The sequence below is a fragment of the Maribacter sp. 1_MG-2023 genome, assembly GCF_030547005.1.
Lineage (GTDB): Bacteria > Bacteroidota > Bacteroidia > Flavobacteriales > Flavobacteriaceae > Maribacter.
This window is the reverse complement of record NZ_JAUOPN010000017.1, coordinates 1-23991: the sequence shown is the minus strand read 5'-3', so window position 1 is coordinate 23991 and position 23991 is coordinate 1. Positions and strand designations below refer to the sequence as shown.

Here is a 23991-nt window from a genome sequence, read left to right as displayed (position 1 = left end):
ATTAAGGATCTAAAACGATTATGTGCATAAACATGGTTTGAAAATTTTCTGCCGCGTTCAGCTCGATATTCCGCAGTTTTTCAGACCAATCGCTGTCTATTAGTTTTTGGGCACATAAATTCATTGCAGACGTAATACCTGCCTTGTATTTATAATGCACTTCAAACTCAGCGTATCGTTTATCGGTTTGTTCAGCCAACACTTGATAAACAGGAGATTTTACCGTCTCTATCAATATATTCTTCATATCTACAAGCAATGCACTATACTTTTCCATATGTGCTTTTGTACCGATTATTTTTTCATGCCCGACTACTACAAAATCTAAGTCATAGGTAGTTAGCAATAAATCGGGAAGACCAAATGCAAACATAGGATCTGAAGACTCCCCAAAATGAATCCAAGGAGCTGCATCTGGATGAAACATATCTATAGCAATCAAGATTTTTTGTTTTGGTGCGTACATAATAACATCTTGTTGTGAATGCCAATTTCTACCCAAATCTTTCATCTCTAAAGTGAATCCGCCTGTTGTAAGTGTAAAACTATCTGTCCAATTAACATCAGGAGCCGGACGCATTGGGTCATTGGCAATTGCCATAAACTCAGCTACTTTTTTATGCGCAATAAGCTCAGCAGAATCAGGAAATAAATACGCACCTTGTGAGTGATCTCTATGATGATGAGAATATACCACATGTGTAATAGGTTTGTCGGTGACCTCTTTTATTACTTCAATGACCGTTTGTGATAAGGCAGGTTTAGGGTCTACTACTACAACACCAATTTTAGTAATGAAGAAGACCATACTATCAAAATCATTATGAACAGAATAGGTATCTTTAGCGACTTTGAAATAGTTATATCCACGTTCAGGCAATGGTGTAAATACATAATCTCTAGTACTATACTTGGTAAGCACATCACTTTTTATTTGCGCATCTATTTCTTGGGCAAACAATTTAGCGCTAAACAGCAACAAACAAAAAAAAGCGAATTGTATGATTTTCATAGTTCTCAGATTTAAGCATTTTTAATAAAATCTGCTGCTCTTTCGGCTACTAATACTGTAGGCGCCATGGTATGTCCACTAATAAGATTTGGAATTACAGATGCATCGGCTATTCTTAAATTTTGAATACCCCTTACTTGAAGTTTCGTATTTACAACAGCCATTGGATCATCATCACCACCCATTTTTGCAGTACCTACCGGATGATAAATAGATTCTGCCCTGTTTCTGATATATGCCTCAATTTCTGCATCAGTTGAATCTACACTTAAAGTAATGGTACTTTCATCGGTAAACGGTTTAAGAGCCTTTGACTTAAAAAACGATAATGCTCTTCTAATTCCCTTAATATAAATATGCAAATCATTTTCGTTTGACAGATAATTCGGATTTATTAAAATAGTGTCTTTTGGATCAGCCGATGCTAGGCGCAGAGTACCTTTGCTTTGAGGTTGCACCAACCCTATATCAATATGATAACCAGCATTTTTTGGTGGTTCTTTACCCCATTCTACGGGAGCATTTATATTGAACATCATTTCTAAATCGGCAACGGGTACATCTGGTGATGACTTAAAAAACGAGGCACTGGTATTTTCTAAAACCGATAGCGGACCGTAGCCTGTCTTTCTCCATTCTTCTAGTTGTTTTGGGTCTTCAGGATTTGCTCGCAGAGAAACTCCGACTCCGTCAGGTGCTGTTACGCCTATATCTGTACGTAAGTGATCAGCAAGATTTTCACCAACACCTGGCAAATCTTTATGAACTTCGATATTTAAACTTTTTAAATACTCAGCAGGACCAATGCCCGATAACATTAATATTTTTGGTGTAGCGAAAGTACCGGTACACAATATCACTTCTTTATTCGCTTTGATAGTATGATACGCCCCATCTTTAAAATATTCTACGCCAACTGCCTTGCCTTTTTCAATGATTACCTTAGAAACGAAGGCTTCTGTTTCTATGGACAGATTTGAACGTAATCGAGCGCCATTTAGATAATTGTGAATGGTATTATGCCTTGTTCCATTTTTATAAATACACTGCCAAACATCAAACCCTTCATTATTTTTCGCGTTAAGGTCTTCTGTTGTTCCTAGACCTAGCTCTATACAAGCCTGTTTAAAGACTTGTGTCATATAGGTGCCTTCTGGTGTGGTCTCTAATTTCATAGGACCATCAACACCTCTATATTCATTTGCTCCGCGGTCACTATCCTCAATTTTTAGATACCATTTTAATAAAGTGTTCCAATCCCAATCAGCAAGATTCCAACTGTTATAATTAGCAGCAGTACCTCTTGACCATGAACCTATGTTTATAGCGGCCGAACCACCCATTACTTTACCACGTGGTTGCATGAGTTGACGTCCGTTTAGTCCTTTTTGGGCTGTAGACATAAAGCCCCAGTTGGTATCTTCTGCCCACATTTGACCTACGCCGTTGACGTAGTTCATGGCTTCTTTTACATTTTCTTTTCCAGCTTCCAATATCACTACCGAATTTTCTGGATTTTCTGTTAAACGTGTTGCCACAACAGGACCTGCAGTACCGCCACCAACAACTATATAATCATATGCATTTTCCATAAAATGTTCTTTTTAGAGTTAGAAGAAGATGATTCTAATACCTTCTTTTAAAAATTTTTAATCTTCAGGCCATTATGATTTTATTTTTGTAAAAGCAAAAATTTCAATTAAGCACATTACACCACCCATAATAGCAACTGGCATATTGCCGGCAATTAAATTATTTATAAGATCAAATCCGTCGCTAACTATTCTTAGTAACAACACTAGCTTAATCATCGAATGGTTGTTTTTTACTAATGCAAAAGCCGTTACCACAGCTGTTGCAACATTTCTAGAGAGAAAAAGCCCTAACGGACCAGCAAGAGAAAGTGCTCCTGTGGCTAAAAGTGCCTCCCAGGTTTCTAGTAAAGCATCTGGTTTAAAATAACCTGCCAAGCTTGCAGATATGGTAATGAATGCTGTTATCCACAAATAAATCTTTATCCACTTTGGTATTGAACTAGTAACATGGTTTGTCATAATCTTTGGTTTTTAGACATTTATAATTTAATCGATATTGCTCAATAATTTCTATACAATTGAAAACTAGAAGTTTCTAAAAACACAAAAAACTCTTGTAAATCTATTTGACCCAAGAGTTTTTTGCGCTGAAAAGCTAAGAGCTTAGACCTTCTACTTTAAAAGACTATTTAATTTAAAGTAATAGTAAAAGACGCTCCTGGTTCAAATACAAACCCTTCTCCAATTTCTACAACTAAAATAGTATCGGAATCTACTCTAAGATTGACTGCAGTATCACTTGATGTAAAGCTTTCTACATTGTGCTCTAGACCAAAAGTGATATAATAGCGATCAAAAGAACCCGCTTCAATAGTTCTAAAAAGAGAACCGTAGTTAGGGTCGTCTGCTTGTGCTACCAAAGTGTACTCAATACTATTTTCGTCTACATCAATATCATACAGCCCCAACAAATAGGCTGGGAATTCTACACCTTCTATTACTGTGGCTGTTGCCTCCAATGATCCAGCAGGAGCTCCAAACAGGTCTTCTATTTTTTCTTCAACGCCATCTGTAATTTCGATACCTTGAAAAGTATTTCTAATCGCTATACTTTCTCCATTTAAAATCTGAGGAGTCGTTGGCAAATCTTCACTTAAAGTTATCGAAAATGAGGCTCCAGGTTGAAACACAAATCCTTCTCCAATCTGAACAACTAATACATTATCAGAATCAATTCTAAGGTTTACGGAAGCATCACTAGATGAAAAGCTTTTAACATTATGAGCCTTATCAAAAGTTAAATAATAACGATCAAAAGTTCCTGCTTCGATAGTTCTAAAAAAATCACCATAAGTAGGGTCACCCTCTTCTGCTACCAATTTAAAATCAATGCTATTTCTCGTAATATCAACATCGTACAACCCCAATAGAAACGCAGGAAATTCAACTCCATCTTCGACCGTACCAGAACTTGATAATAAGGCTGGATCTGCATCAGGAAAAAATGCTTCGATAGGTACTTCTGCGCCATCGGTAAAAGCAGGTCCGACTCCACCTTGAAACGTATTTTTAATAGTTACACCAGTACCTTTTTCAATAATAGGCATTGATTTATTGTCATCATCATTGTTACATGATGCCAATGATGCAGCTATTGTTATTAAAAATAAACAATAACTCTTTAGTTTTATATTTTTCATAAATGTCTTTTGTTAGTTAATAATTAAAGCCTGATTTTATTTAAAATTTACCATTAGTATTTTTCCAATCAGACTTTGCAGGTATGGTAGATATAACATCCCAGTGTTCTACGATAAGACCATCTTCTAGTCTGAACAAATCATAATATGCCGTATGGTCTCCTTTTCCAAATTTTCCTTCACTAACACTTAATACAAAGTTCCCTTGCCCTAAGACCATATGAAGATTATCATACTCCATAACTAATCCGTTTTCTGCGAAGTACTTCATTGCAGCTCCAAAACCTTCTAGACCGTCTGCAACTGCAGGGTTGTGTTGTACATATTCTTGAGGATTGATGTAGCTAGCCACTTTATCCATTTGGTGACCTAATAATACATCTTCAATAAATGCTCTTACTACAGCTTTATTATCTTCTGTTTTATCTAAATCTGATAGAGCAGTTGTACCATCGAACTGAGTATGTCCGCTAGGGTTTGGTTTTTGAACCTCTAAAAGATTATCCCAGTGCTCAACAATTAATCCGTTTTCAAAACGAAAAATATCAAATGCAGCTTTTGGTCCGAAGAAATCATATTCTGTTTGTGCAAAAACATAATCGCCATCTTGAAACGCACGAACAACGTTTGCTTTAAATCCACCTTCTGGAGCATGTTGCATTAATTCTCCAAAACCTTGTAAACCATCTGCAACACCTAAGTTATGTTGAATGTATTTGTTTGGATTGATGTAAGAAACCGGAGTTTGATCTCCTGTATTAAAGCTGTTTAACAAAGCAACTACTTTATCCTTATTTGATAACGTTACGTTTTTTAAAGAAGTAAGTGATTGATACCTAACCATATCGATACTTGACTGATCCATCATGCCCATAAATTTTTTGGCAACTGCAGCATTCATAAAATCATTAATTACAGCATCTGAATGTGCTTTAGTATCCCAATAGGCAAGGGCAACTTGTTCACCAGCGTCATTTTTACCGGTAATACGTTGTAAAAAGCCAGTTTGTTTTTCGCTAAATTCTGGGCCGACTCTATCATTAACCTTATTAAAAACTTCAGTATTGGTTCCTTCTTTAGTTTTAAAGGTCATTACCTCTGTAAAGGTGCTAATGCTTGCCGTAAATTCATCGTTTATGGTAAAACGTGACATCTTCATTGTTGAACCTTCGATCATGTTGGCATAGGTTGCTACAGATGCATCTGCCATAAACTTATCCATAGAGGCTTTTGCATCTGCTAAAGATTTCCAATAAACCAATACAACATATCTACCTTGATCATCTACACCACTTTGGCGTCTTATATAACCAGGTTGTTTACTAGTAAAAGATTCCTCAATTTCAGTATCAAGCTTGTTGAACTCAAGTTCACTAGCTGTTGTTTTTATATTGAAACTTGTGACCTCTAATACATGATTTTCTTGTTGTGGTGCACTGTTACAGCTTGCCGCTGCAATTGAAAAAAAGCATAATCCTAATATTTTCATTTTCATAACTTTAATTTTTAAATGTTCTTGTAATTAGCACTTTAAAATTAAGGATACAAAGACTTAATCGATAGTAAATATGAGGTTTAGAATGGTAAATGTTAGAAATTACAACTGACTATTTCTGAATTCTTTAGGAGAAATACCTGCTTTTTTTTTGAAGAATTTGGTAAAATTTGTCAATTCATCAAATCCGATTTCAAAAGCAATTTCTTTAAAGCTTTTATCAGTACTTACTATGACACGTTTTGTTTCTAAAATAACGTAATTATCAATAAATGATTTAGCAGTGTTTAATGTGTAGTCTTTAACCGCTTCATTTAAATGTTTGGTAGTTATGGTAAGTAATTCAGCATAGTCTTTAACATTTCTTGTTTGACTATAGGTTGATTCGACTAAATTTTTAAATTTAATGAACAGTGAATAATTTTTAGAATTGCTTAATTCTTCAGAATTTATGTTCGAGAAGCGCTCTAGTCTTAATAAATAAAGATTTAGTAAAGTTGCTATAATATTAATTTTGGCGAAACTATTTTCACTTCTAAGCTCTTTACTTAATTCAGTTAGAAAATTCTCGTTTAATGTGATGTTATTCGAAATTGGGCTGGTAATATGATAATTATATAAATGGGAGATAATGCATATAGAAGATTTTGAAAAATAGTTCATGACAAGCTCTTCGGTAAAGATGAGTAGAAAACCTTCGTACTTGGCATTTTTTTGAAAATTATGAATTTGCCCTTTCGCAATTTTAAGCACAGAGCCCTTGACCAAAGAATATTCTTCTAAATCCACATTATGAGTGCCAAAACCATTAGAAACTATTAAAAGTGCAAAAAAGTCTATTCTATGTGGCAATGTAGGGTCGTGATCTTTAATATCTGGCATCCTTTCAAAGAATTCATTCAAGACCAAACATTCAAAATTACTACTGTCTTCTGAACCTTGAAATGATATGTTGGGTATGTTTTTCAAACTTTATATAATAGAATTTTAATAACTTATAGTCAATTCTACTCTGTCCATGTCCCATGCAATATACATCACACCAATACCTTCTTCTAAATCATCAAATTGAATCGAAAATTCTTCAACTGGCTGCTGGTTTTTTAAAACATGAGCACTTATTCTTAATACATCATTATTTTCATCGTAGCTGTAATGACCCCAGTGATCTATAGCGGTATTGAAAATGATAGTCCATTGTTCTTCTGTAGGTATTGCATACATAGTATATGTACCCTTTTTAAGTAGTCTACCTTTTATTTTTACATCCTTATACACTTTAATCTCTGTAGCTTCATTAGCACCAAGACGCCATATTTCATTAAACTTAACCATCCCTCCAAAAACTTCTCTACCGTTTTTCTGTGGTCTACTGTAATCAATTCTTAATACAGGAGAATCAGGAAGATTTCTTTCTGGAGCAAATTTTATGTCATGGGCAAAATGGTCTGGTAAATAGACTCTGTCTAACGGACTCTTATCTAACCCTCTAAATTCTTGAGCGAATCCAATGGTGGTAAATAAACTAAAAATGGCAACTACGGCGATAAATTTTCTCATATTACTTTATATGTTGAATCAATTGGTATGGGAATTTAAGAATTATCAACCAATTTTGAGATTATGCCTAGTAAATCTATTTACTTTACTTCATTTGTCAACTCTGTATTATTCTTAAAAGCCTTTATATTATTAAGGGTGGTTATCGTTATTTGATCCATAGCTTCTTTAGTGAAATAAGCTTGATGGGAAGTAATCAATACATTCGGGAAACTCAACAATCTCAATATTTGCTCATCTTGAATAATATGTTCAGATAAATCTTCAAAGAATAGATTCTCTTCTTGCTCATATACATCAATACCTAAGTAGCCGATTTTCTTCGTTATCAGACCTTCAATAGCATCAGCAGTATTAATTAAAGCGCCACGGCTTGTATTAATAATCATGATACCCTCTTTCATTTCTGCAATTGAAGATTTGTTGACTATATGTTTGGTGTGTTTGTTTAGTGGACAATGAAGCGACAAGATATCTGACTGTTTAAACACTTCTTCTAATGAAACATATGTTACCCCAAATTCTAATAACTCTTTATTTTCGGTAATATCATAAGCAATAATATTACAGCCAAATCCTTTGACTATTTTGCAAAAAGTAGCTCCGATTTGTCCGGTTCCTATGACACCGACCGTTTTTTTATGCAGATTGAAACCTATCAAGTTTTTCAACGAAAAGTTACCTTCTCTAACTCGGTTGTAAGCTTTATGTGTTTTTCTATTTAAGGTTAGTATTAGTGCTAATGCATGTTCTGCCACTGCCTCTGGCGAATATGCAGGTACTCTGACTACTTTTATGTTATGACTTTTAGCTGCTTCTAAATCTACATTGTTATAGCCTGCACAGCGTAATGCTATTAATTTTACTCTGTTAGCTGCCAAAACCTCAATCGTAGCTTTGTCGACAACATCATTTACAAAAACACAAACTACATCGCTATCTGTGGTAAGTTTAGCAGTGTCTGAATTTAATGCAGTTTCATAAAATGAGAACGTATATTGGTGTGCATCGTTATACTTTTCAAAGTATTCTTGGTCATAAGATTTTGTACTAAAAACTGCTATTTTCATAAAAATCAAATTGGTTATTTATAATGGAATAAAATTACATAATAGAACTTAAAATTTTAAAACAAATATCAAGTTTGTGGGTCTTTTTTAAATAACTCGATTAAGTCAAAAACTAATACGCAGAAGACTACCCAAATAAATCCGGCTATAAAACCACCTGCAATATCCGAAGGAAAATGGACTTCCAAATAAACCCTACTTATTCCAATGCTTAAAATAATTGTTATTAACGTGATCATCAATACATATTTCATTACTTTCTGAATATTGAACTTGGTGACCAGAAAAATTAGAAATCCATAAAATGCCATTGCGCTCATTGCATGACCGCTAGGATAACTCAACGTCTCTACAGAAATTAAATGTTCAATACCGGGTCGTGCACGGTCAATAAATCTTTTTAATACCATATTAGAAATGGTAGCCAAAGCTAATATCAATGTTGCCTGTACCACGTATTTCCAGCATTTGAAGACTAAAAGTGAGATTAATAGAAATACCCCTAGTACTATTAAATATCCGTACACATCACCAACATTGGTCATAAATTTAAAGTATGAGGTTAAACCGGGTCTACGATAAGAAATTACATAATCGGTAATCGCCGTGTCATATGTGGCAGGTGTTTCTGTCTTTAAGATTTCTGTCAATTCTACAAATAAATTAATTCCGCCAACGACGATGACAAAAGCAATTTTTACTGTAATTACATAGAGTAATGTTGTGTTGTATTGGTTTAATTTATTCGCTAAAAATTCACGAAGCGATATTATAAAAGTAAAAAGGGATTGTTTCATGAAATGTTCTATTGTTTGTGCCATAAACATAGTAGTAATTGGACACATCTACTGTTTCAAAGAAATCGATAACTAACTCGATTGAGTTAATTACTACATGTTAGGTTCTTTAACATCATCTTCAAATTTGGACAGGTATACTTTGAACCCTTATCTTTATACGATAATAGAATTGTTAGAAATTATGAAATCACCCAATTGGAAAACAGCTATAGAATTTGATGATATTACGTATAAAAAATGTGACGGCGTAGCGCGTATTGCTTTCAACCGACCTAATGTGCGTAATGCTTTTAGACCACATACCACAAGTGAGTTAATCAAAGCTTTTTACGATGCTCAAGAAGATACTTCTATTGGAGTAGTTTTACTTTCTGCGGAAGGACCTTCTACAAAAGACGGAATATGGTCTTTTTGTTCTGGTGGTGATCAAAAGGCTAGGGGAGAAAAGGGGTATGTTGGTCAAGATGGTCAGCACCGATTAAATATTTTAGAAGTGCAACGTATGATTCGTTTTATGCCAAAAGTGGTAATCTGCGTTGTACCGGGATGGGCTGTTGGTGGCGGACATAGTCTGCATGTGGTTTGTGATATGACTTTAGCTAGTAAGGAACATGCTATTTTTAAACAAACCGATGCCGATGTAACCAGCTTCGACGGCGGATATGGTTCTGCTTATTTAGCAAAAATGGTGGGGCAGAAAAAGGCACGTGAAATATTCTTTTTAGGCAGAAACTATTCTGCTCAAGATGCTTTAGATATGGGTATGGTAAATGCCGTGGTACCTCATGATGAGTTAGAAGATACTGCTTTTCAATGGGCACAAGAAGTTTTAGAAAAATCGCCTATATCAATAAAAATGCTAAAGTTCTCTATGAACCTAACCGATGACGGAATGGTCGGACAACAAGTATTTGCAGGCGAAGCAACAAGATTAGCCTACATGACCGAAGAAGCTAAAGAAGGTAGAAACGCATTTCTAGAAAAACGTAAACCAAACTTCGGTAAAGATAATTGGCTACCTTAATATAGCTGTTGGCTAAAGGCTAAAGGCTAAAGAAGCAACTGAAAACTGCCTACTGAAATGTCTGTAACTAAAAAGAGTCCGATCAGTGAAGATCAGACTCTTTTACGAGAACACTATATGAAAATGAAAAATTTTAATTCGTTTTTAATAACACTGTAAATGTATATATCATTTAGAGTTCTTTGAAACTATTGTTGCCACACAAGAGAATTTTGTTGTGAATTGCTTAAAAAATGTGGTATTGCATTTAAAAGGTTAAAGTTTTGCCCCTTTTATCGAATAGAAGCTATTATTTCTTTCAACAGCGTGTTGAATTGCTCGTCGGTCTGTTCTTTAAGTCCAGTTCTGACTACAACAAGATCTTTTGAGGGTATTATAAAGATGCGTTGCCCTTGAAATCCGTTTACGGAATATAAGTCTGTAGGAATGTCTTCGTACTTTCCTTCGGCATTTAACCAAAAATGCGCCCCGTAGGTTCCGTTAGAATTGATTGTAGGTTTAGCGACATAATCTGACCATGTTTCAGAAAAGATACGTTTGCCGTTCCAATCTCCCTTATTCAAGTATAACAATCCGAATTTAGCCCAATCTCTGGTAGTTGCCCATCCGTATGAAGACAAGATATAGTTGCCAGATAAATCGGTCTCTAAGAGCATAGAGTTCATTCCAATTTTATCAATCAGTTCTTTATAGGGAAAATCTAAATATTCTTGATGTGTAGCGAACTGATCTCTTAGAATACCAGAAAGTAAGTTAGTGGTGCCAGAAGAATAGTTCCACACTTCTGTTGGTTCGGCTACCACTTTTTTAAATCGTTGCGCCAAGGTCATGTCAGAATCTAAAAAAAGCATCTTTGTAACATCAGATATTTTAAAATAGTTCTCGTCCCAATCCAAGCCGCTTTGCATACGTAATAAGTGATTAAGGGTAATATCGGGCTTGTGGTTCTTCATGCTCATTTCCTTTGCAAATGGCTTAAATTCCATATCGATTTCATCTTGATACTCCAAAATACCATAAAGGGTAGCCAATATACTTTTGGTCATTGACCATCCAAGAATTTTTGTGTCTTTAGAAAATCCGCGAATGTAACGCTCTCCAATAATTTGATTTTTATGAACCACTAAAAGAGATCTTGTTTTTTGTTCTGGATCCTGAAAAGCATTTTCGAATGCTACTTCTAATCTATCATAGGCTACATTTTCTAAAATAGTATCGATTACTCCGTTATTTCCATAAGGGAAAGACAGTGAATCCTGCACTTGAAATCTATTGGGGACAATGTCGAAATTATGTTTAGAAAACTCTTTGTTAGTTAGTACAGCTCCAAGTCCTTCTTTATACACAGCTGTTCTTGGCATTAGCCCGTATACCTTGGCAGTGGCAGATTTATCGTCTGCCGAAACTTCACAATCTGCCAATTTAATTAAAGGCATATTATTATCGTTTAGAGTAATGTCATCAGCACCTCTGTCAGCAATAAAAACACTAGAAGCCATGTTTTTAGAAGCATAGCCAGAAATTAGATTTAGTTTTGGGTAGTTGAAATATGCAGCGGCAATAATACCTACTAAGACAATGCCTAAAAATAGTTTTGTTTTCTTCATTCTTATTGTGTTATTATAAATTTAAAATGTGTTGAAATTCTACGTTGATATATACCGCTTTTATTACCCGAATTACTTCAATTTCTCCCATGTTTTATCTGATGTAAGCTTAAAACTGCCAACATAATTAAAGTTACATTCTTGAGGTAAAATCAATGATAGAAATGTGCTTTCATCTTTTGCTTTATATAAATGGTATTCTTTACCAACAATGGGCTCAAAGCTAAATTTAACACTATATACAAGATTGTTATATTCAAAATTATCCATCAGTTTTTTATACGATGCTTGTAGTGCTTCATATTCTGCCTTAAACTGATTATTAGCACTTACAATATGTGTATTCTTCCAAGAAGTTACATCTGGCGGTGTAATTTTTGGTGCTGATACTCCGGTTGCAAAAGGGGATAGTTTTCCGTGATATTCTTGGGTATCTTCATTGAAAACTACATTATCTGGTTTTTTGTCTTTTTTCATAGCAGTACAAATTTAAAGAAAAGCCTGCATTTATCGCTTGCAAGATTATAGGGGTATAGGTATCTTCCATTCTTTAATTCCAAATTTAATAACGCTATCTAATTCTAATGGATTTTAAATCTTGCTTTTACTGCATTTTATTGTGTTTGTTTTTTTCGTGTAATACAGAGAAGCCTTCTAGAGAAGTTGTTCTTTACAATAGCTATTGCGCTAGCTGCCATGTGGCTCCAGATATTCAATCTTTGCCTAAAAATATTTGGCAAGATTATGTTTTACCAGAAATGGGAGCTAGAATGGGTATAATTACTCCAGAAAAACATCCCTACTACAAATTACCATTTCATGAACAGATTGCTGTAATAAAAACAGGCGTTTATCCTTCAAAACCATTGATACCATTAGAAAACTGGAATTTATTACAAAAGTATATTATTCAGCTAGCACCAGATAGTTTAAATAATGACAATGCCATTGACGAAAGTACACCGCTATCTCAATTTAACCCCTTACCAATTAGTCTTGATAGTATAGGAGGCAGCTTAATTACGTATATAAAAATAGAAGTCAATTCAAAAAATATAATTACGGGTACTCGTAACGGACAGTTAAACCAATTTAACCTTAATACAAAAACCTCTAAGTTATTAGGAGATTTTAATTCTGCTATTATTAATGCTAGAATACTGAAGGATAGTATTTATGTAACAAATATGGGGAAGATGGACCCTAATGAAATTCCTAGAGGGCAATCTGTATTAAGGCATGGTAACGCTACCGCTGTTTTGCAAGATTCATTACACAGACCTGTACATACCATCTATTCTGATTTGAACAATGACGGAAATGAAGAAATTGTTATTAGTGAATTTGGAGATCTAAAAGGCAAACTGACCTTACTACAAAAGGATAGTTTCGGTTTTTATAAAGAAAGAACGCTTTTAGATTTACCAGGTGCATTAAGGGTAATACCTAAGGATATGAATAAAGATGGCAAAGATGATTTAGTGGTCATGTTGTCGCAAGGTGATGAGGCTGTTTATATTTTGTATCAAGAAGATAACTTAGAATTTACAGCAGAGAAAGTAATACGTTTTAGTCCGGTTTACGGTTCAAGTTGGTTTGAATTAGTAGATTATAATGGTGACGGATTTGATGATATAATTACTGTAAACGGCGATAATGCCGATAAGTCATTTGTAAACAAACCTTACCACGGTATGCGTATTCATATTAACGACGGTGAAAATAATTTTGAGGAAACCTATTTTCATCCTTTAAATGGCGCAACACGAGTAATAGCAAATGATTTTGATCAAGATGGTGATTTAGATTTGGCTCTTTTAGCTACTTTTCCTGACTATGAGAACCATCCTGAATATAATTTCGTGTATTTAGAGAATATAAACAGTGAACAATACCAATTTAAGCAGCAGCACTTTAACGACATAAAAATGGGTAGGTGGTTCTTAATGGATGCTGCCGATATTGATGCTGATGGTGATGAAGATATCGTTTTAAGTTCACTTACTTTTTCTTTTACACCTGTACCAGAATATTTAGAAAAAGCTTGGAAAGAAAGCAAGACCGATCTTTTAATTTTAGAAAATAAACTACATTAGTAGGTATGATGAAAAAATTATCCATCGTGTTTTTTCTTGTTACAACCCTTAGTTGTGCAGATAAACCCATGGATGATAAATATAATTGGATATCATTGAAAGTAACTGCAACAGCTTATAATTCGCTTCCATATCAAACATCTTACGAGCACCCGGCAATTGCCGCTTGGGGAGATTCTATAAAACCAGGTCAAAAATGGATAGCAGTATCTAGAGATTTACTAAAAAAGGGATTAGCCTATAATACCATGGTTAAAATAGACACCTTTGAAGGTGTTTATCTAGTAAAAGATAAAATGCATTCTCGTTGGCGTAACAGAATAGATATTTACATGGGCGAAGATGTAAATAAAGCAAAGGAATGGGGGAGGCGAAAAATCACCATTTCGTACGCCATTGAAAAAGATAGTTTAGAAATTATTGAATGAAGAAAAACAGTTTAATTTATTTTATTTTGGGTTTGATATTAGTATCATGTTCTTCTACAAAAACAATTGTAGAACACCCTATAACCTTTAATGAAGAACGTAAAATGTTAACGTTAGAGTATCTTCAAAATAGATACGGATTAGAGCAGGATTTACCAAAAATTGAACCTAAAATGATTGTTCTACATTGGACGGTCATTCCCACATTCGAAAAATCATTTGAAGCCTTCGACCCTGTAACTTTGCCCAATTGGAGACCAGATATTAAAAATGTTAGCGGCTTAAACGTATCTTCTCAATTTATGGTAGATAGGGATGGCACTATTTATCAGCTTTTACCAGAAACTACCATGGCACGCCATGTCATTGGTCTAAACCATTGCGCCATTGGAGTGGAGAATGTTGGTGGTACCGAAGAGCTTCCTTTGACAAAAGCACAGTTGAAATCTAATATTTGGTTGGTGAAGTATTTGAATAATAAGTATGATATCGACTATTTAATAGGTCATTACGAATACACCCTTTTTGAAAATCACCCACTTTGGTTAGAAATAGATGAAGGCTATAGAACTGTAAAAACAGATCCAGGACCTGAATTTATGGATAACGTTAGAAAGGCTGTGAAGAGTTTAGATTTTAAAGAATTACCCATTAAATAATAGAAAAACAACTAAAGAATATCAGTAAATGAAAAACATATTTCTATCTATATTAAGTTTATGCTCGCTCTCAGTTATTGGGCAATCAGATAATATTACTACTCAATTATACGATACATACGAGAACTACAAAGAAGGTTCCATTGGTAAACGACGTATTAAAAGAACCGATATTCAACCGCTTATTGATAACCTTTCTGCTAACAGCAAGTTTAAAGTACATACGGTCGGTAAATCTATTGGTGGCAAAGATTTAAGCTTAATAAGCATTGGCAGAGGTGAAACCGATGTTTTTCTTTGGTCTCAAATGCATGGCAATGAACCAACGGCTACACAAGCTATTTTTGATATTCTTAATTTCTTTGATAGTCCTGATTTTAAAAAAGAAAAAGAAGCTATTCTTGCCAATTTAACGGTACATTTTTTACCAATGCTGAATCCTGATGGTGCCGAGCTTTATCAACGTAGAAATTTGCTAGGTATAGACATTAATAGGGATGCGTTGCGTTTACAGTCTCCTGAATCTCAGACCTTAAAACGAGTACGTGATAGTCTTGATGCCGATTTCGGATTCAATCTTCATGATCAAAGCACCTACTATAATGCTGAACGCACAGAAAAGCCAGCTACAATTTCATATTTAGCTCCTGCTTATAATTATGAGAAAGATATTAATGAAACCCGTGGTAACGCCATGAAGATTATTGTTTTTATGAATGATATTTTACAGAAATATGCACCAGGACAAGTAGGTAGATATAATGATGATTTTGAGCCAAGAGCTTTTGGGGATAATATTCAAAAATGGGGAACAAGCACTATTTTAATTGAATCTGGAGGATTTCCCGAGGATGTAGAAAAACAAGAAATCAGGAAACTAAATTATACTTCTATTTTATCTGCCATTTATACCATCGCTCAAAAATCTTATGAAGCTATAGGAATTGAAGAATACGAGAAAATACCGGAGAACGATAGAAAGCTGTTCGATTTAAAAATAGTTAATGCGAGCTATGAACTTATGGGTAATACCTATACCATAGATATAGGTATGAATCAGATTGAGGTAGATTACCCTGATCACAACTCCTTCTGGTATAGTAGTAGAATTTTAGACCAAGGAGATCTTTCAACATATTATGGCTATGAAACGTTAGATGCTACTGGTTATACAATCAAACAAGCAAAAGTGTACCCAAAGACTTTAAATAACTTTAGTGATATACAAGGATTAAATTTTACTGATGTATTAAAACAAGGATATGGTTATTTGCGTTTATCATCATTCCCTGCTAAAAATATTAACTCACCTTATCCGGTTCATTTAATTGGCGAAAAATATACAGTTCCAGAATTGAATTTAATGCCGGGAATCAACCCGACTTTCTTTTTAGAAAAAGACGGAGTTATAGCATATGCGGTAATTAACGGATTCTTAGTAGACCTAAATAAACCTCATATTCAGGTCCCAAACGCAATGATATTTAGATAACTAATTTAATTTTTAAGCATAAAAAAAGGGAAGCATTTGCTTCCCTTTTTATTTTTATACTACCGTAGTTCTTACATATTATCGTCTGCATCTAAAAGTGCAAAGAATTTATCTAAGTTAGGTAAGATGATGATTTTTGTTCTTCTATTCATAGCCATGTTTTCCTTGGTGTCATTTTCAACTAAAGGCAAGTAGCTACTTCTACCAGAAGCGATTAATTGAGAAGGATCAACATCGTATTCTTTCTGTAATTTACGTACAATTGAAGTCGCACGTTTTACACTTAAATCCCAGTTATCAGAAACCATCGGAGTGTTGATTGTTCTAGAATCTGTATGACCTTCAACCATAACTTCCATACTTGGTTCTGACTTGATTACGTCTGCCAATTTTTGTAAAATCTTGTTTGCTTTGCTGCTCACGTTATAACTAGCTGTGTTGAATAATAACTCATCAGAGATATTGATCATTACTACAGTCTTATCAATGCTAACATCGATATCTTCACCTTCTTCAGAAATTGATTGCTTCAATTTGTAAGAAACAGCCAAGTTCATTGAATCTTGTAATGTTTGTGCACCAGCTAATTTTGCAGGATCAACATTTTTCAATGTATTTCTCATCTTAGCTTTTGTATTGTTACTCATAACAGCAACATCATCAACGCTAGTGAACTGGCTATCGTTCATATCTTTCAATGAGTTGATTTTTGAATTGTACTCATCTACACGAGCTTCAATTTTTGTCATTTGAGCTTGTAACTCTTCTTTCTCAACTTGAGTCTTTTGTAACGTACTCTGTGTTTGAGATAGGTTATCTTCTAAAGCAACATATTTCTTTTTAGAAACACATGAAGTTAAAAGTGCTACCGATACTATAGTAACCAAGGATAATCTTTTCATTTTGTTCTTTTTAATTAATATTAGTCTAATCGGTTTTATATACGGCACAAATCGATAAACGGATGTTTAAATGTTAATATGAAAGAGCTTCGCCCTGTAAATAACTAGTGCAAAGAGATGATTATCAACACGTTGTTTATTTCATATTAGAGCAAAAAAAAGAAGCATTTTCATGCTTCTTCTTATTTTTCGTCTGAGAATTACTTATTCGCAACCCCCTGTAAATCCGTTTGCGCTAAACTTGGTTTGTACTGCTCCTTGTCTAGAACCGGTATTAATTTCAATAGCTAAATTGTTTTCACCACTACCATCTCTTTTAGGGCTACAGTACTCAAATAAGTAAAAGCTATTTGCTCTTTCAGAAACCTTTTCAGAAATGTCTCTAAATGTGTTTTCCAATTCGTCTTTGTTAGTAGCAAAAACACTTGCTGTTTTACCTACAGCGGTCAAAACTTCAGTATCGATTTCTGCTCCAAGACCAATACTAAAGAATGATATGTTAGCATTCGCTTCATCTACTTTTTTCAACGCTGCTTCTTCTGTATAACGAGAAGCTTGATCCGTACCATCTGTAAATATAACTACTGATGCTGCACCAATTTTACCACCCTCAGTAGATACTTCAATTAAATCAGATGCAATATCTGTTGACTTTATAACTGCACCGTACAAATCTGTAGAAGGGTCATTACTGATATCATCTGTAATTCCGTCAACTGCTTCTGTAAGTTCAACTCTTGAAGATGTCAATTCATTTAATAAGTGCAACTCATCTTCACCATCAAACCAATAGATTGCCATTTTTACTGATTCTGATGCAGTTGCAGGCATAACTGCCTCTATAAAACTTGTTGATGCTAATTTTAGTTCTTCTAAGCTGCTGCTCAATACACTATTACTTAAATCTAATACAAGTAAGGTGTTATTTGAGAAAATTTGTGAGTTCGGCGATATACGCGCAGAAGACTCTGATGTAGAAATGGTGTTGAAACAATCATCGTTTCTACCTTGCTCATAAATTGTAAATTGATCTGCTGTTAAACCAGGTACAGGGTTACCGCCTGTATCCGACACTCTAAAAAATACAGATACTTTCCCGGGTAGGGTTGTATATTGTTCCTGTATGGATAAAACTAGTTCTCCCTCTTCGAGTCCTAAACAATCATCTACTTCAGTTCCTTTTCCTAATCCGTCGCCTGTATTTAGGTTCAAGCTTACATCATCATCTGCATTACCACAAGAAACAAGTAGTGTTAAAATAAATAACACACTGAAACTCTTAAAAAAAATTTTCATATTCATTAATTATAGGTTCAACTAGCAGAACGGACAAAGTTTATTTAAATTATGGCGATTGAAAAAATAAATGTTAAAGATTGTTAAAGTGGAAACTGTGCCATGTTAAAAGTTCTCAAAAGACCTATATTTCTTTAGGTTTAAGTCAAATGTACTTTCAAAATATTAGCCTTAATTTTACTAACTTAGAAGTAGTAAAGCTGTAATTAATGACCCACGAATTCAAGATAATTATTAAAGAGTATTTCATTGCTACATCTGCAAACATAAAATGTGTTTTGGCAACGGTAGTCGATTTAGACGGATCATCATATCGCAAGCCTGGAGTTCGTATGCTTATTCGTGAAGATGATGTAATGATAGGTGCAGTTAGTGGCGGCTGTGTTGAAAAAGAAGTTTTGTTTCAAGCACAATCTGTATTTGAGAATGGAGCAACAAAACTAATGACCTATGATGGTCGATTTAGATTGGGTTGCGAAGGTTTACTTTATATATTACTAGAATCTTTTTCACCAAGCGAAGCGCTTATAAATGATTTCAACTCAGTCATTGAAAATCGAAAACCTTTTGAGCTTCATACATCATATCAAAAAGAATATGACATTTTAGATGGATACGGTAGCTTCATAGCGCTAAATTCTAAGTCCTATACTTTTAATAAATATACCATAGCGCAATCACAAGCTTTAGTTTTTAGCCAAACAATGCAACCTTGTCAACGACTTTTATTAATTGGTAGTGAGCATGATACTGTTCAATTAGCACATTTTGGACTAAGCATGGGCTGGGAAGTTAATGTAGCTGTGACTCCAAAGGAAAATAAATCAATTTCAGATTTTCCTGGTATTGATATGTTGCTTGACTGTGAACCCGAAGACTTCCCAGTTGAAACCGTAGATAAGAATACAGCCATTCTTTTAATGACGCATAGCTATGTTAAAGATTTGAAGTATTTAATGATGCTTAAGAATAGTAGCCCTACATATTTGGGAGTATTAGGGCCAATAAAACGCAGAGAGAAATTGCTGTCTGAATTATTGGAACATGATTTGGATATTGACTTAGATTTTATAGAGGGTATTCACGGACCAGCAGGATTGAATATTGGAGCAGAAACTCCGCAAGAAATAGCAATATCAATTCTTGCAGAAATTTTAACCGTTATTCGAAAAACGGAACCCGTAATGTTGAAAGACAAATTGAAACCTATTCATTGAAAAAAGATGTAGCTATAGCAGTGCTTATTATGGCAGCTGGCGCCTCTAGAAGAATGGATGGCATCAAGCAATTAATGCCTTGGAAAAATTCTAATTTCTTAATGGAAACCATTAAAACAATTCAAAATACAAATGCAACATCAATATATGTCGTACTAGGTTCAAACGCTGATTTTATTACTACTCAGTGTGGTTTAAAAGAAAAAGATATAGATGTCATCGTTAATTCAAATTGGGAAAACGGATTGGGTGATAGTATTGCCCAAGGGGTTAAAGTGTTACTTAAGCAAAGACCTACCTTCGACGGAGTTTTAATTTGCCTTGCGGACCAGCCTTTATTAAGTTTTGAATACCTAAACTCCTTAATTGAAGAGTTCATAAAGCATCCATTAAAAATCATTGCAACAAACTATGATAAAAAAGTAGGTGTACCCGCATTGTTTCCTAAATTGCTGTTTGAAAAGTTGTGTACATTAAAAGGAGATTTCGGTGCTAAAGAAATTTTAAACGATAAAAGCAATGTAATTATTTCATTAGATGCAGCAAATCAAATTATTGATATAGACACAAACCTAGAGTATCAGAATCTATTAAACCGAACCAATAACACACTTAATACCTAACATGATCAAATTAAAATATACAGTTCTTATAGTGCTAACGTCCTTACTATCTTCGCCATTACTAGCCCAAGAAATGGGTTTTGAAGAATATAATCCAACATCTACTTTGGTGGTGCCCGGTGGTGAAATCACCAAAGCAAAATTCCCTTTTATAGACGTTCATAGCCATCAACGAGATATGTCGGTCGAGGCTTTAAACGGATTAATTTCTCATATGGATGCTATGAACGAAGCCATAATGGTGAACTTGAGTGGAAGGTCTGGAGAAAGTCTCAAGGAGAAAATTGATAATATTAATAAAAGTTACCCAAACAGGTTTGTAGTTTTTGCCAATGTAGATTTTGAAGGAGCAAAAGACATGGAATGGGGACAACAAGCTGCAGCCCAATTAGAGCAAGATATTAAGAACGGAGCTAAGGGGTTAAAGATTTTTAAAAGTTTAGGATTGCGGAATAAAGATGTAGATGGTAATCGCTTGGCAATAGATGATCCTCGTTTAGATCCTATTTGGGCTAAATGTGCTGAAATGGGAGTACCGGTATTAATTCATGCTGCGGATCCAAAATCCTTTTGGGATGATATGGATTCAGATAACGAACGTTGGTTAGAATTAAAAACACACCCTAGAAGAAAACGTACAGCTACAGACCCTGCGCCTTTCGAGCAAATTATTCAAGAACAACATAACGTGTTTAAAAAACATCCGAATACCAAATTCATAAATGCTCACATGGGTTGGCATGCTAATAACCTTGATAAATTAGGGGAACTATTAGATGAAATGCCAAATATGAATGTGGGTATATCTGCAGTAATTGCAGATCTTGGTAGACAACCTCAGAATGCTAGAGCATTCTTTATTAAATATCAAGACAGAGTATTATTTGGAAAGGATAGCTGGAAACCAGAAGAGTTTCCTACATATTTTAGGGTATTGGAAAGCAACGATGAATATTTTCCATACTACAAGAAATATCATGCCTTTTGGTCAATGTACGGCTTGAACCTACCTGACGATGTGTTAAGAAAATTATACTATAAAAATGCCCTGAACCTTATTCCTGGTTTAGATACATCATTATTTGAAAAGTAGATTATACTTTTTTAAGTACTACCGTTTCTGCTTTAACGGGGATATCTTTAACATCTTGAAAAATACCACATGATACTTGCTTTTTAGCTAGTGCTGGAGTATTTTTTTTTTTTGTCAATGCTTCTATTTCCGGATTTAAAAACTGCATATCAGAATATTTTTTTAATAAAACGTACATATACACCTCATGTTGTATGAGTTAGGATTATTTTACTCTAATTTAAAAAAGAATTTACATTGAAGTGTGACAAACCACATAAATCTTATACTAATAGGTAAATAGGTTTTTATAAATGCGAAAAGAAGGAGTTTTTACTGAATTAATACAAGAGCATCAGGCATTGTTATATAAGGTGACTTCAATCTACACCGAAAACAAAGAGGATCAAGAAGACCTGTTTCAAGAAATAGTCTATCAACTTTGGAAGTATTTTGACTCGTTTCGCAACGATTCAAAAATAACAACTTGGATGTATCGTGTAGCAATGAATACTTCAATCACATTTATTAAGAAAAAAAAGAGAAGACCAGATTCTGTTCCCATTGCAGATGCTTTTTTAAAGCAATCAGATACTAATGATGATGCGTACGACGAGCGATTACGATTACTATATCAACATTTAAAACATCTAAACACCTTAGAAAAAGGTCTTATTTTTCTTTTACTTGAAGGCAAAAGCTATAAAGAAATAGCGCAAATTACAGGGCTGAACGATAGCAATGTAGGTACGAAGATATCTCGAATAAAGAAGAAATTAAAAACTAACATGGCAAAGTAATATATCATGGAATTAGAAGAACTACAGTCTGCATGGACACAAATGAGTGATGAACTAAATCATCAAAAAAAATTAACAAACCAAATAATATTAGATATGACAAAGCAGAAATATCAAAATAAATTTACAACCATTACGAAATATGAAACTATAGGTGCTGTAGTCTGTTTTGCTATAGCATTCTTTGTGCTGCTAAACTTTGGCAAATTAGATACTTGGTATTTGCAAATTTGCGGAGTGCTCACCCTCTCATTTCTAATTGTGTTACCTGTAATGGTACTTACAACTTTAAAAAAGATAAAAAACATAGATATTTTAAACGGGTCTTATAAAGAAAATTTAAAGTTTTACTTGAAGATAAAGAATAGACTTTTAAGGTTACAACAAGTTGGTATAGCCGTTGGATTTGTAGGCCTCTTATTTATAGTACCTGTAACTTCTAAAATTATTTCGAATAAGAACGTATTCTTAACTAGCTTAAAAACTGAGCAATACGTAGTATTTACTATAACATTAATAGTAATGGTGTTTTTTTGTAGATGGGCATATAAAGGCTACGTTAAGGTAACCCAATCTGCCCAAGAGTTGATACAAGAATTAGAGTAAATTCTCTATTCAGTAAGTTTCTTTTGCGCGTAATTTAAAATAAGCATCCAATTCATTTTTAATAGGAGGGAAGCTGTTGGTACATTGTCATCGGCTATTGCAGAAATAATAGAATCATGCTGATTGTCAGATTTGTTGTAGAAAGTTTCATCATTGGTAAAGGCACGCTCATAAAAGAAGATGCGTGTCTTTAAATCATGCAGAATTTTAAGCGCCAATTTGTTTTTATATCCTTGAGTCAATAATCTATGAAATTCTAAATCTGCCTGAATTCTATCGATAGCGTTTGTTGCATTTTCAAAAACCTCTTGTTGATTCTTTAAATCAACGATATCTTTTTGACTAAACTCCGTATTTTCAATAGCCATCACCTCTAAGTTCGCTACTAGTTCATATAAGTCTTCCGCTTCTTCAACATCAAGTTCAGCGATTATGAACCCTCTATTGGGTATAGCCTTAATAATATGTGCCTGTTGCAATTGTGTTAACGCCTCTCGTATTGGAGTTACGCTAACATTCAAATAACGCGCAAGCGCAGCTAAGTTGATGGTCTTACCTGTTTTTAAATTACCAGTAATCATTTCTGACAATAGGTAATCGCGCACTTGATCTCTTAAATTTATTTTAACCAGCATACATCAAATATAATATATCGTATACGATTATAACCGTATTACAGAGAATTTAGTGCCTGTATCATCTAAAAAAATATGCACGTAAAAAGAGATATGAGTGATGAATTCATATCTCTGTTACTATTAGAATGCTAAATGTCTTTCAATAGATAATAGTTTTCTCTGCTTGTCTTTTATAGCATTCAATAAATTATGCTTAACTGAGGTTATAGGTAATACTCTTTGAAAATTTCTCATGATATTCGTTTTTAGATTCGGTGATTAGTCGAGTGATTGATAAATTATTGATTGATGAATGTTTGTTGTAACTATTTTAATGGGTATGATTTCTTGATGATGCCCATTGTACTCTTTTACTATTC

General features: G+C 34.1%; 25 protein-coding genes. 10 read left to right on the top strand and 15 right to left on the bottom strand.

The features are described 5' to 3' along the window. Position 1: 1 nt before the first annotated feature. The 9 genes from Q4500_RS16135 to Q4500_RS16095 all read right to left on the bottom strand — a co-directional run bounded on the left by Q4500_RS16135 (position 2) and on the right by Q4500_RS16095 (position 9193). Complete coding sequence (locus Q4500_RS16135; RefSeq protein ID WP_303600625.1) at positions 2-1012, bottom strand: MBL fold metallo-hydrolase; 1011 nt, start codon at positions 1010-1012, stop codon at positions 2-4. Positions 1013-1023: 11 nt separating this feature from the next. Beyond that, positions 1024-2604 (bottom strand): GMC family oxidoreductase, encoded by a 1581-nt coding sequence (locus Q4500_RS16130; RefSeq protein ID WP_303600624.1) that lies wholly within the window; start codon positions 2602-2604, stop codon positions 1024-1026. Positions 2605-2676: 72 nt separating this feature from the next. Then, positions 2677-3066, bottom strand: a complete 390-nt coding sequence (locus Q4500_RS16125; protein WP_303600623.1) for a hypothetical protein — start codon at positions 3064-3066, stop codon at positions 2677-2679. 170 nt (positions 3067-3236) lie between these two features. Next, positions 3237-4247: a hypothetical protein gene (locus tag Q4500_RS16120; protein WP_303600622.1), complete on the bottom strand. Its 1011-nt coding sequence runs from the start codon at positions 4245-4247 to the stop codon at positions 3237-3239. Between the two features lie 40 nt (positions 4248-4287). Then, positions 4288-5742 (bottom strand): nuclear transport factor 2 family protein, encoded by a 1455-nt coding sequence (locus tag Q4500_RS16115; protein WP_303600621.1) that lies wholly within the window; start codon positions 5740-5742, stop codon positions 4288-4290. 102 nt (positions 5743-5844) lie between these two features. Beyond that, the gene (locus Q4500_RS16110) at positions 5845-6711 is read right to left on the bottom strand and encodes an AraC family transcriptional regulator (RefSeq protein WP_303600620.1); all 867 of its coding nucleotides are present in this window, start codon (positions 6709-6711) and stop codon (positions 5845-5847) included. A gap of 18 nt (positions 6712-6729) precedes the next feature. Next, on the bottom strand, positions 6730-7302 hold the full coding sequence (locus Q4500_RS16105) for a DUF2911 domain-containing protein (protein ID WP_303600619.1): 573 nt from the start codon (positions 7300-7302) through the stop codon (positions 6730-6732). A gap of 80 nt (positions 7303-7382) precedes the next feature. Next, on the bottom strand, positions 7383-8372 hold the full coding sequence (locus Q4500_RS16100; protein ID WP_303600618.1) for a 2-hydroxyacid dehydrogenase: 990 nt from the start codon (positions 8370-8372) through the stop codon (positions 7383-7385). A gap of 68 nt (positions 8373-8440) precedes the next feature. After that, the gene (locus Q4500_RS16095; RefSeq protein WP_303600617.1) at positions 8441-9193 is read right to left on the bottom strand and encodes a phosphatase PAP2 family protein; all 753 of its coding nucleotides are present in this window, start codon (positions 9191-9193) and stop codon (positions 8441-8443) included. 160 nt (positions 9194-9353) lie between these two features. On the opposite strand from Q4500_RS16095, the gene Q4500_RS16090 reads away from it, so the two are divergent. Continuing rightward, complete coding sequence (locus Q4500_RS16090) at positions 9354-10196, top strand: 1,4-dihydroxy-2-naphthoyl-CoA synthase (RefSeq protein WP_073244243.1); 843 nt, start codon at positions 9354-9356, stop codon at positions 10194-10196. A 272-nt stretch (positions 10197-10468) separates the two neighbouring features. Here the strand turns inward: Q4500_RS16090 and Q4500_RS16085 are convergent, their stop codons facing one another. After that, positions 10469-11803, bottom strand: coding sequence for a serine hydrolase (locus Q4500_RS16085; RefSeq protein ID WP_303600616.1), 1335 nt, complete (start codon positions 11801-11803; stop codon positions 10469-10471). A 72-nt stretch (positions 11804-11875) separates the two neighbouring features. Beyond that, on the bottom strand, positions 11876-12280 hold the full coding sequence (locus tag Q4500_RS16080; protein ID WP_303600615.1) for a DUF2452 domain-containing protein: 405 nt from the start codon (positions 12278-12280) through the stop codon (positions 11876-11878). A 140-nt stretch (positions 12281-12420) separates the two neighbouring features. Between Q4500_RS16080 and Q4500_RS16075 the strand changes: the two genes are divergently transcribed. Genes Q4500_RS16075 through Q4500_RS16060 form a run of 4 tightly spaced genes read left to right on the top strand, consistent with a single transcriptional unit; the run spans position 12421 to position 16478 of the window. Then, entirely contained in the window at positions 12421-13899 is a 1479-nt protein-coding gene (locus Q4500_RS16075) for a VCBS repeat-containing protein (RefSeq protein ID WP_303600614.1), read from the top strand. A gap of 5 nt (positions 13900-13904) precedes the next feature. Beyond that, positions 13905-14327, top strand: coding sequence for a 3D domain-containing protein (locus tag Q4500_RS16070; RefSeq protein ID WP_303600613.1), 423 nt, complete (start codon positions 13905-13907; stop codon positions 14325-14327). Continuing rightward, positions 14324-14986, top strand: coding sequence for an N-acetylmuramoyl-L-alanine amidase (locus tag Q4500_RS16065; RefSeq protein ID WP_303600612.1), 663 nt, complete (start codon positions 14324-14326; stop codon positions 14984-14986). Before Q4500_RS16070 ends, Q4500_RS16065 begins: the two co-directional genes overlap by 4 nt. A gap of 28 nt (positions 14987-15014) precedes the next feature. Further along, positions 15015-16478, top strand: coding sequence for a M14 metallopeptidase family protein (locus tag Q4500_RS16060; protein WP_303600611.1), 1464 nt, complete (start codon positions 15015-15017; stop codon positions 16476-16478). 71 nt (positions 16479-16549) lie between these two features. Here the strand turns inward: Q4500_RS16060 and Q4500_RS16055 are convergent, their stop codons facing one another. Both Q4500_RS16055 and Q4500_RS16050 read right to left on the bottom strand, forming a co-directional pair. Beyond that, positions 16550-17380, bottom strand: a complete 831-nt coding sequence (locus Q4500_RS16055; RefSeq protein WP_303600610.1) for an OmpA family protein — start codon at positions 17378-17380, stop codon at positions 16550-16552. A 204-nt stretch (positions 17381-17584) separates the two neighbouring features. Beyond that, on the bottom strand, positions 17585-18676 hold the full coding sequence (locus Q4500_RS16050) for a VWA domain-containing protein (protein ID WP_303600609.1): 1092 nt from the start codon (positions 18674-18676) through the stop codon (positions 17585-17587). A 209-nt stretch (positions 18677-18885) separates the two neighbouring features. On the opposite strand from Q4500_RS16050, the gene Q4500_RS16045 reads away from it, so the two are divergent. The 3 genes from Q4500_RS16045 to Q4500_RS16035 are packed head-to-tail and all read left to right on the top strand — an operon-like array spanning position 18886 to position 21609. Further along, positions 18886-19893 (top strand): XdhC family protein, encoded by a 1008-nt coding sequence (locus Q4500_RS16045; protein WP_303600608.1) that lies wholly within the window; start codon positions 18886-18888, stop codon positions 19891-19893. Continuing rightward, positions 19890-20516: a nucleotidyltransferase family protein gene (locus tag Q4500_RS16040; RefSeq protein ID WP_303600607.1), complete on the top strand. Its 627-nt coding sequence runs from the start codon at positions 19890-19892 to the stop codon at positions 20514-20516. The genes Q4500_RS16045 and Q4500_RS16040 overlap by 4 nt, the downstream gene beginning before the upstream one ends. Before the next feature lies 1 nt (position 20517). Continuing rightward, positions 20518-21609: an amidohydrolase family protein gene (locus Q4500_RS16035; protein WP_303600606.1), complete on the top strand. Its 1092-nt coding sequence runs from the start codon at positions 20518-20520 to the stop codon at positions 21607-21609. A gap of 1 nt (position 21610) precedes the next feature. On the opposite strand, the gene Q4500_RS16030 is transcribed toward Q4500_RS16035, so the two are convergent. After that, positions 21611-21787: a hypothetical protein gene (locus tag Q4500_RS16030; protein ID WP_303600605.1), complete on the bottom strand. Its 177-nt coding sequence runs from the start codon at positions 21785-21787 to the stop codon at positions 21611-21613. Positions 21788-21902: 115 nt separating this feature from the next. Between Q4500_RS16030 and Q4500_RS16025 the strand changes: the two genes are divergently transcribed. Together Q4500_RS16025 and Q4500_RS16020 are read left to right on the top strand one after the other, a co-directional pair. Further along, positions 21903-22388 carry an RNA polymerase sigma factor gene (locus tag Q4500_RS16025; protein WP_303600604.1) on the top strand — a complete coding sequence of 162 codons (486 nt, stop codon included), beginning with the start codon at positions 21903-21905 and terminating at the stop codon, positions 22386-22388. A 6-nt stretch (positions 22389-22394) separates the two neighbouring features. Then, positions 22395-22994: a hypothetical protein gene (locus tag Q4500_RS16020; protein ID WP_303600603.1), complete on the top strand. Its 600-nt coding sequence runs from the start codon at positions 22395-22397 to the stop codon at positions 22992-22994. 5 nt (positions 22995-22999) lie between these two features. Here Q4500_RS16020 and Q4500_RS16015 read toward each other — a convergent pair whose 3' ends face one another. Beyond that, a complete protein-coding gene (locus Q4500_RS16015; protein ID WP_303600602.1) occupies positions 23000-23629 on the bottom strand; it encodes a GntR family transcriptional regulator in 630 nt (209 codons plus the stop codon). Positions 23630-23991 lie beyond the last annotated feature (362 nt).

What these genes read in the sequence shown, in the direction of transcription:
- Q4500_RS16135 (WP_303600625.1), bottom strand. Translation starts at nt 1,012, where the DNA reads ATGAAAATCATACAATTCGCTTTTTTTTGTTTGTTGCTGTTTAGCGCT.
- Q4500_RS16130 (WP_303600624.1), bottom strand. Translation starts at nt 2,604, where the DNA reads ATGGAAAATGCATATGATTATATAGTTGTTGGTGGCGGTACTGCAGGT.
- Q4500_RS16125 (WP_303600623.1), bottom strand. Translation starts at nt 3,066, where the DNA reads ATGACAAACCATGTTACTAGTTCAATACCAAAGTGGATAAAGATTTAT.
- Q4500_RS16120 (WP_303600622.1), bottom strand. Translation starts at nt 4,247, where the DNA reads ATGAAAAATATAAAACTAAAGAGTTATTGTTTATTTTTAATAACAATA.
- Q4500_RS16115 (WP_303600621.1), bottom strand. Translation starts at nt 5,742, where the DNA reads ATGAAAATGAAAATATTAGGATTATGCTTTTTTTCAATTGCAGCGGCA.
- Q4500_RS16105 (WP_303600619.1), bottom strand. Translation starts at nt 7,302, where the DNA reads ATGAGAAAATTTATCGCCGTAGTTGCCATTTTTAGTTTATTTACCACC.
- Q4500_RS16100 (WP_303600618.1), bottom strand. Translation starts at nt 8,372, where the DNA reads ATGAAAATAGCAGTTTTTAGTACAAAATCTTATGACCAAGAATACTTT.
- Q4500_RS16095 (WP_303600617.1), bottom strand. Translation starts at nt 9,193, where the DNA reads ATGGCACAAACAATAGAACATTTCATGAAACAATCCCTTTTTACTTTT.
- Q4500_RS16090 (WP_073244243.1), top strand. Translation starts at nt 9,354, where the DNA reads ATGAAATCACCCAATTGGAAAACAGCTATAGAATTTGATGATATTACG.
- Q4500_RS16085 (WP_303600616.1), bottom strand. Translation starts at nt 11,803, where the DNA reads ATGAAGAAAACAAAACTATTTTTAGGCATTGTCTTAGTAGGTATTATT.
- Q4500_RS16080 (WP_303600615.1), bottom strand. Translation starts at nt 12,280, where the DNA reads ATGAAAAAAGACAAAAAACCAGATAATGTAGTTTTCAATGAAGATACC.
- Q4500_RS16070 (WP_303600613.1), top strand. Translation starts at nt 13,905, where the DNA reads ATGATGAAAAAATTATCCATCGTGTTTTTTCTTGTTACAACCCTTAGT.
- Q4500_RS16065 (WP_303600612.1), top strand. Translation starts at nt 14,324, where the DNA reads ATGAAGAAAAACAGTTTAATTTATTTTATTTTGGGTTTGATATTAGTA.
- Q4500_RS16060 (WP_303600611.1), top strand. Translation starts at nt 15,015, where the DNA reads ATGAAAAACATATTTCTATCTATATTAAGTTTATGCTCGCTCTCAGTT.
- Q4500_RS16055 (WP_303600610.1), bottom strand. Translation starts at nt 17,380, where the DNA reads ATGAAAAGATTATCCTTGGTTACTATAGTATCGGTAGCACTTTTAACT.
- Q4500_RS16050 (WP_303600609.1), bottom strand. Translation starts at nt 18,676, where the DNA reads ATGAAAATTTTTTTTAAGAGTTTCAGTGTGTTATTTATTTTAACACTA.
- Q4500_RS16045 (WP_303600608.1), top strand. Translation starts at nt 18,886, where the DNA reads ATGACCCACGAATTCAAGATAATTATTAAAGAGTATTTCATTGCTACA.
- Q4500_RS16035 (WP_303600606.1), top strand. Translation starts at nt 20,518, where the DNA reads ATGATCAAATTAAAATATACAGTTCTTATAGTGCTAACGTCCTTACTA.
- Q4500_RS16030 (WP_303600605.1), bottom strand. Translation starts at nt 21,787, where the DNA reads ATGTACGTTTTATTAAAAAAATATTCTGATATGCAGTTTTTAAATCCG.
- Q4500_RS16025 (WP_303600604.1), top strand. Translation starts at nt 21,903, where the DNA reads ATGCGAAAAGAAGGAGTTTTTACTGAATTAATACAAGAGCATCAGGCA.
- Q4500_RS16020 (WP_303600603.1), top strand. Translation starts at nt 22,395, where the DNA reads ATGGAATTAGAAGAACTACAGTCTGCATGGACACAAATGAGTGATGAA.
- Q4500_RS16015 (WP_303600602.1), bottom strand. Translation starts at nt 23,629, where the DNA reads ATGCTGGTTAAAATAAATTTAAGAGATCAAGTGCGCGATTACCTATTG.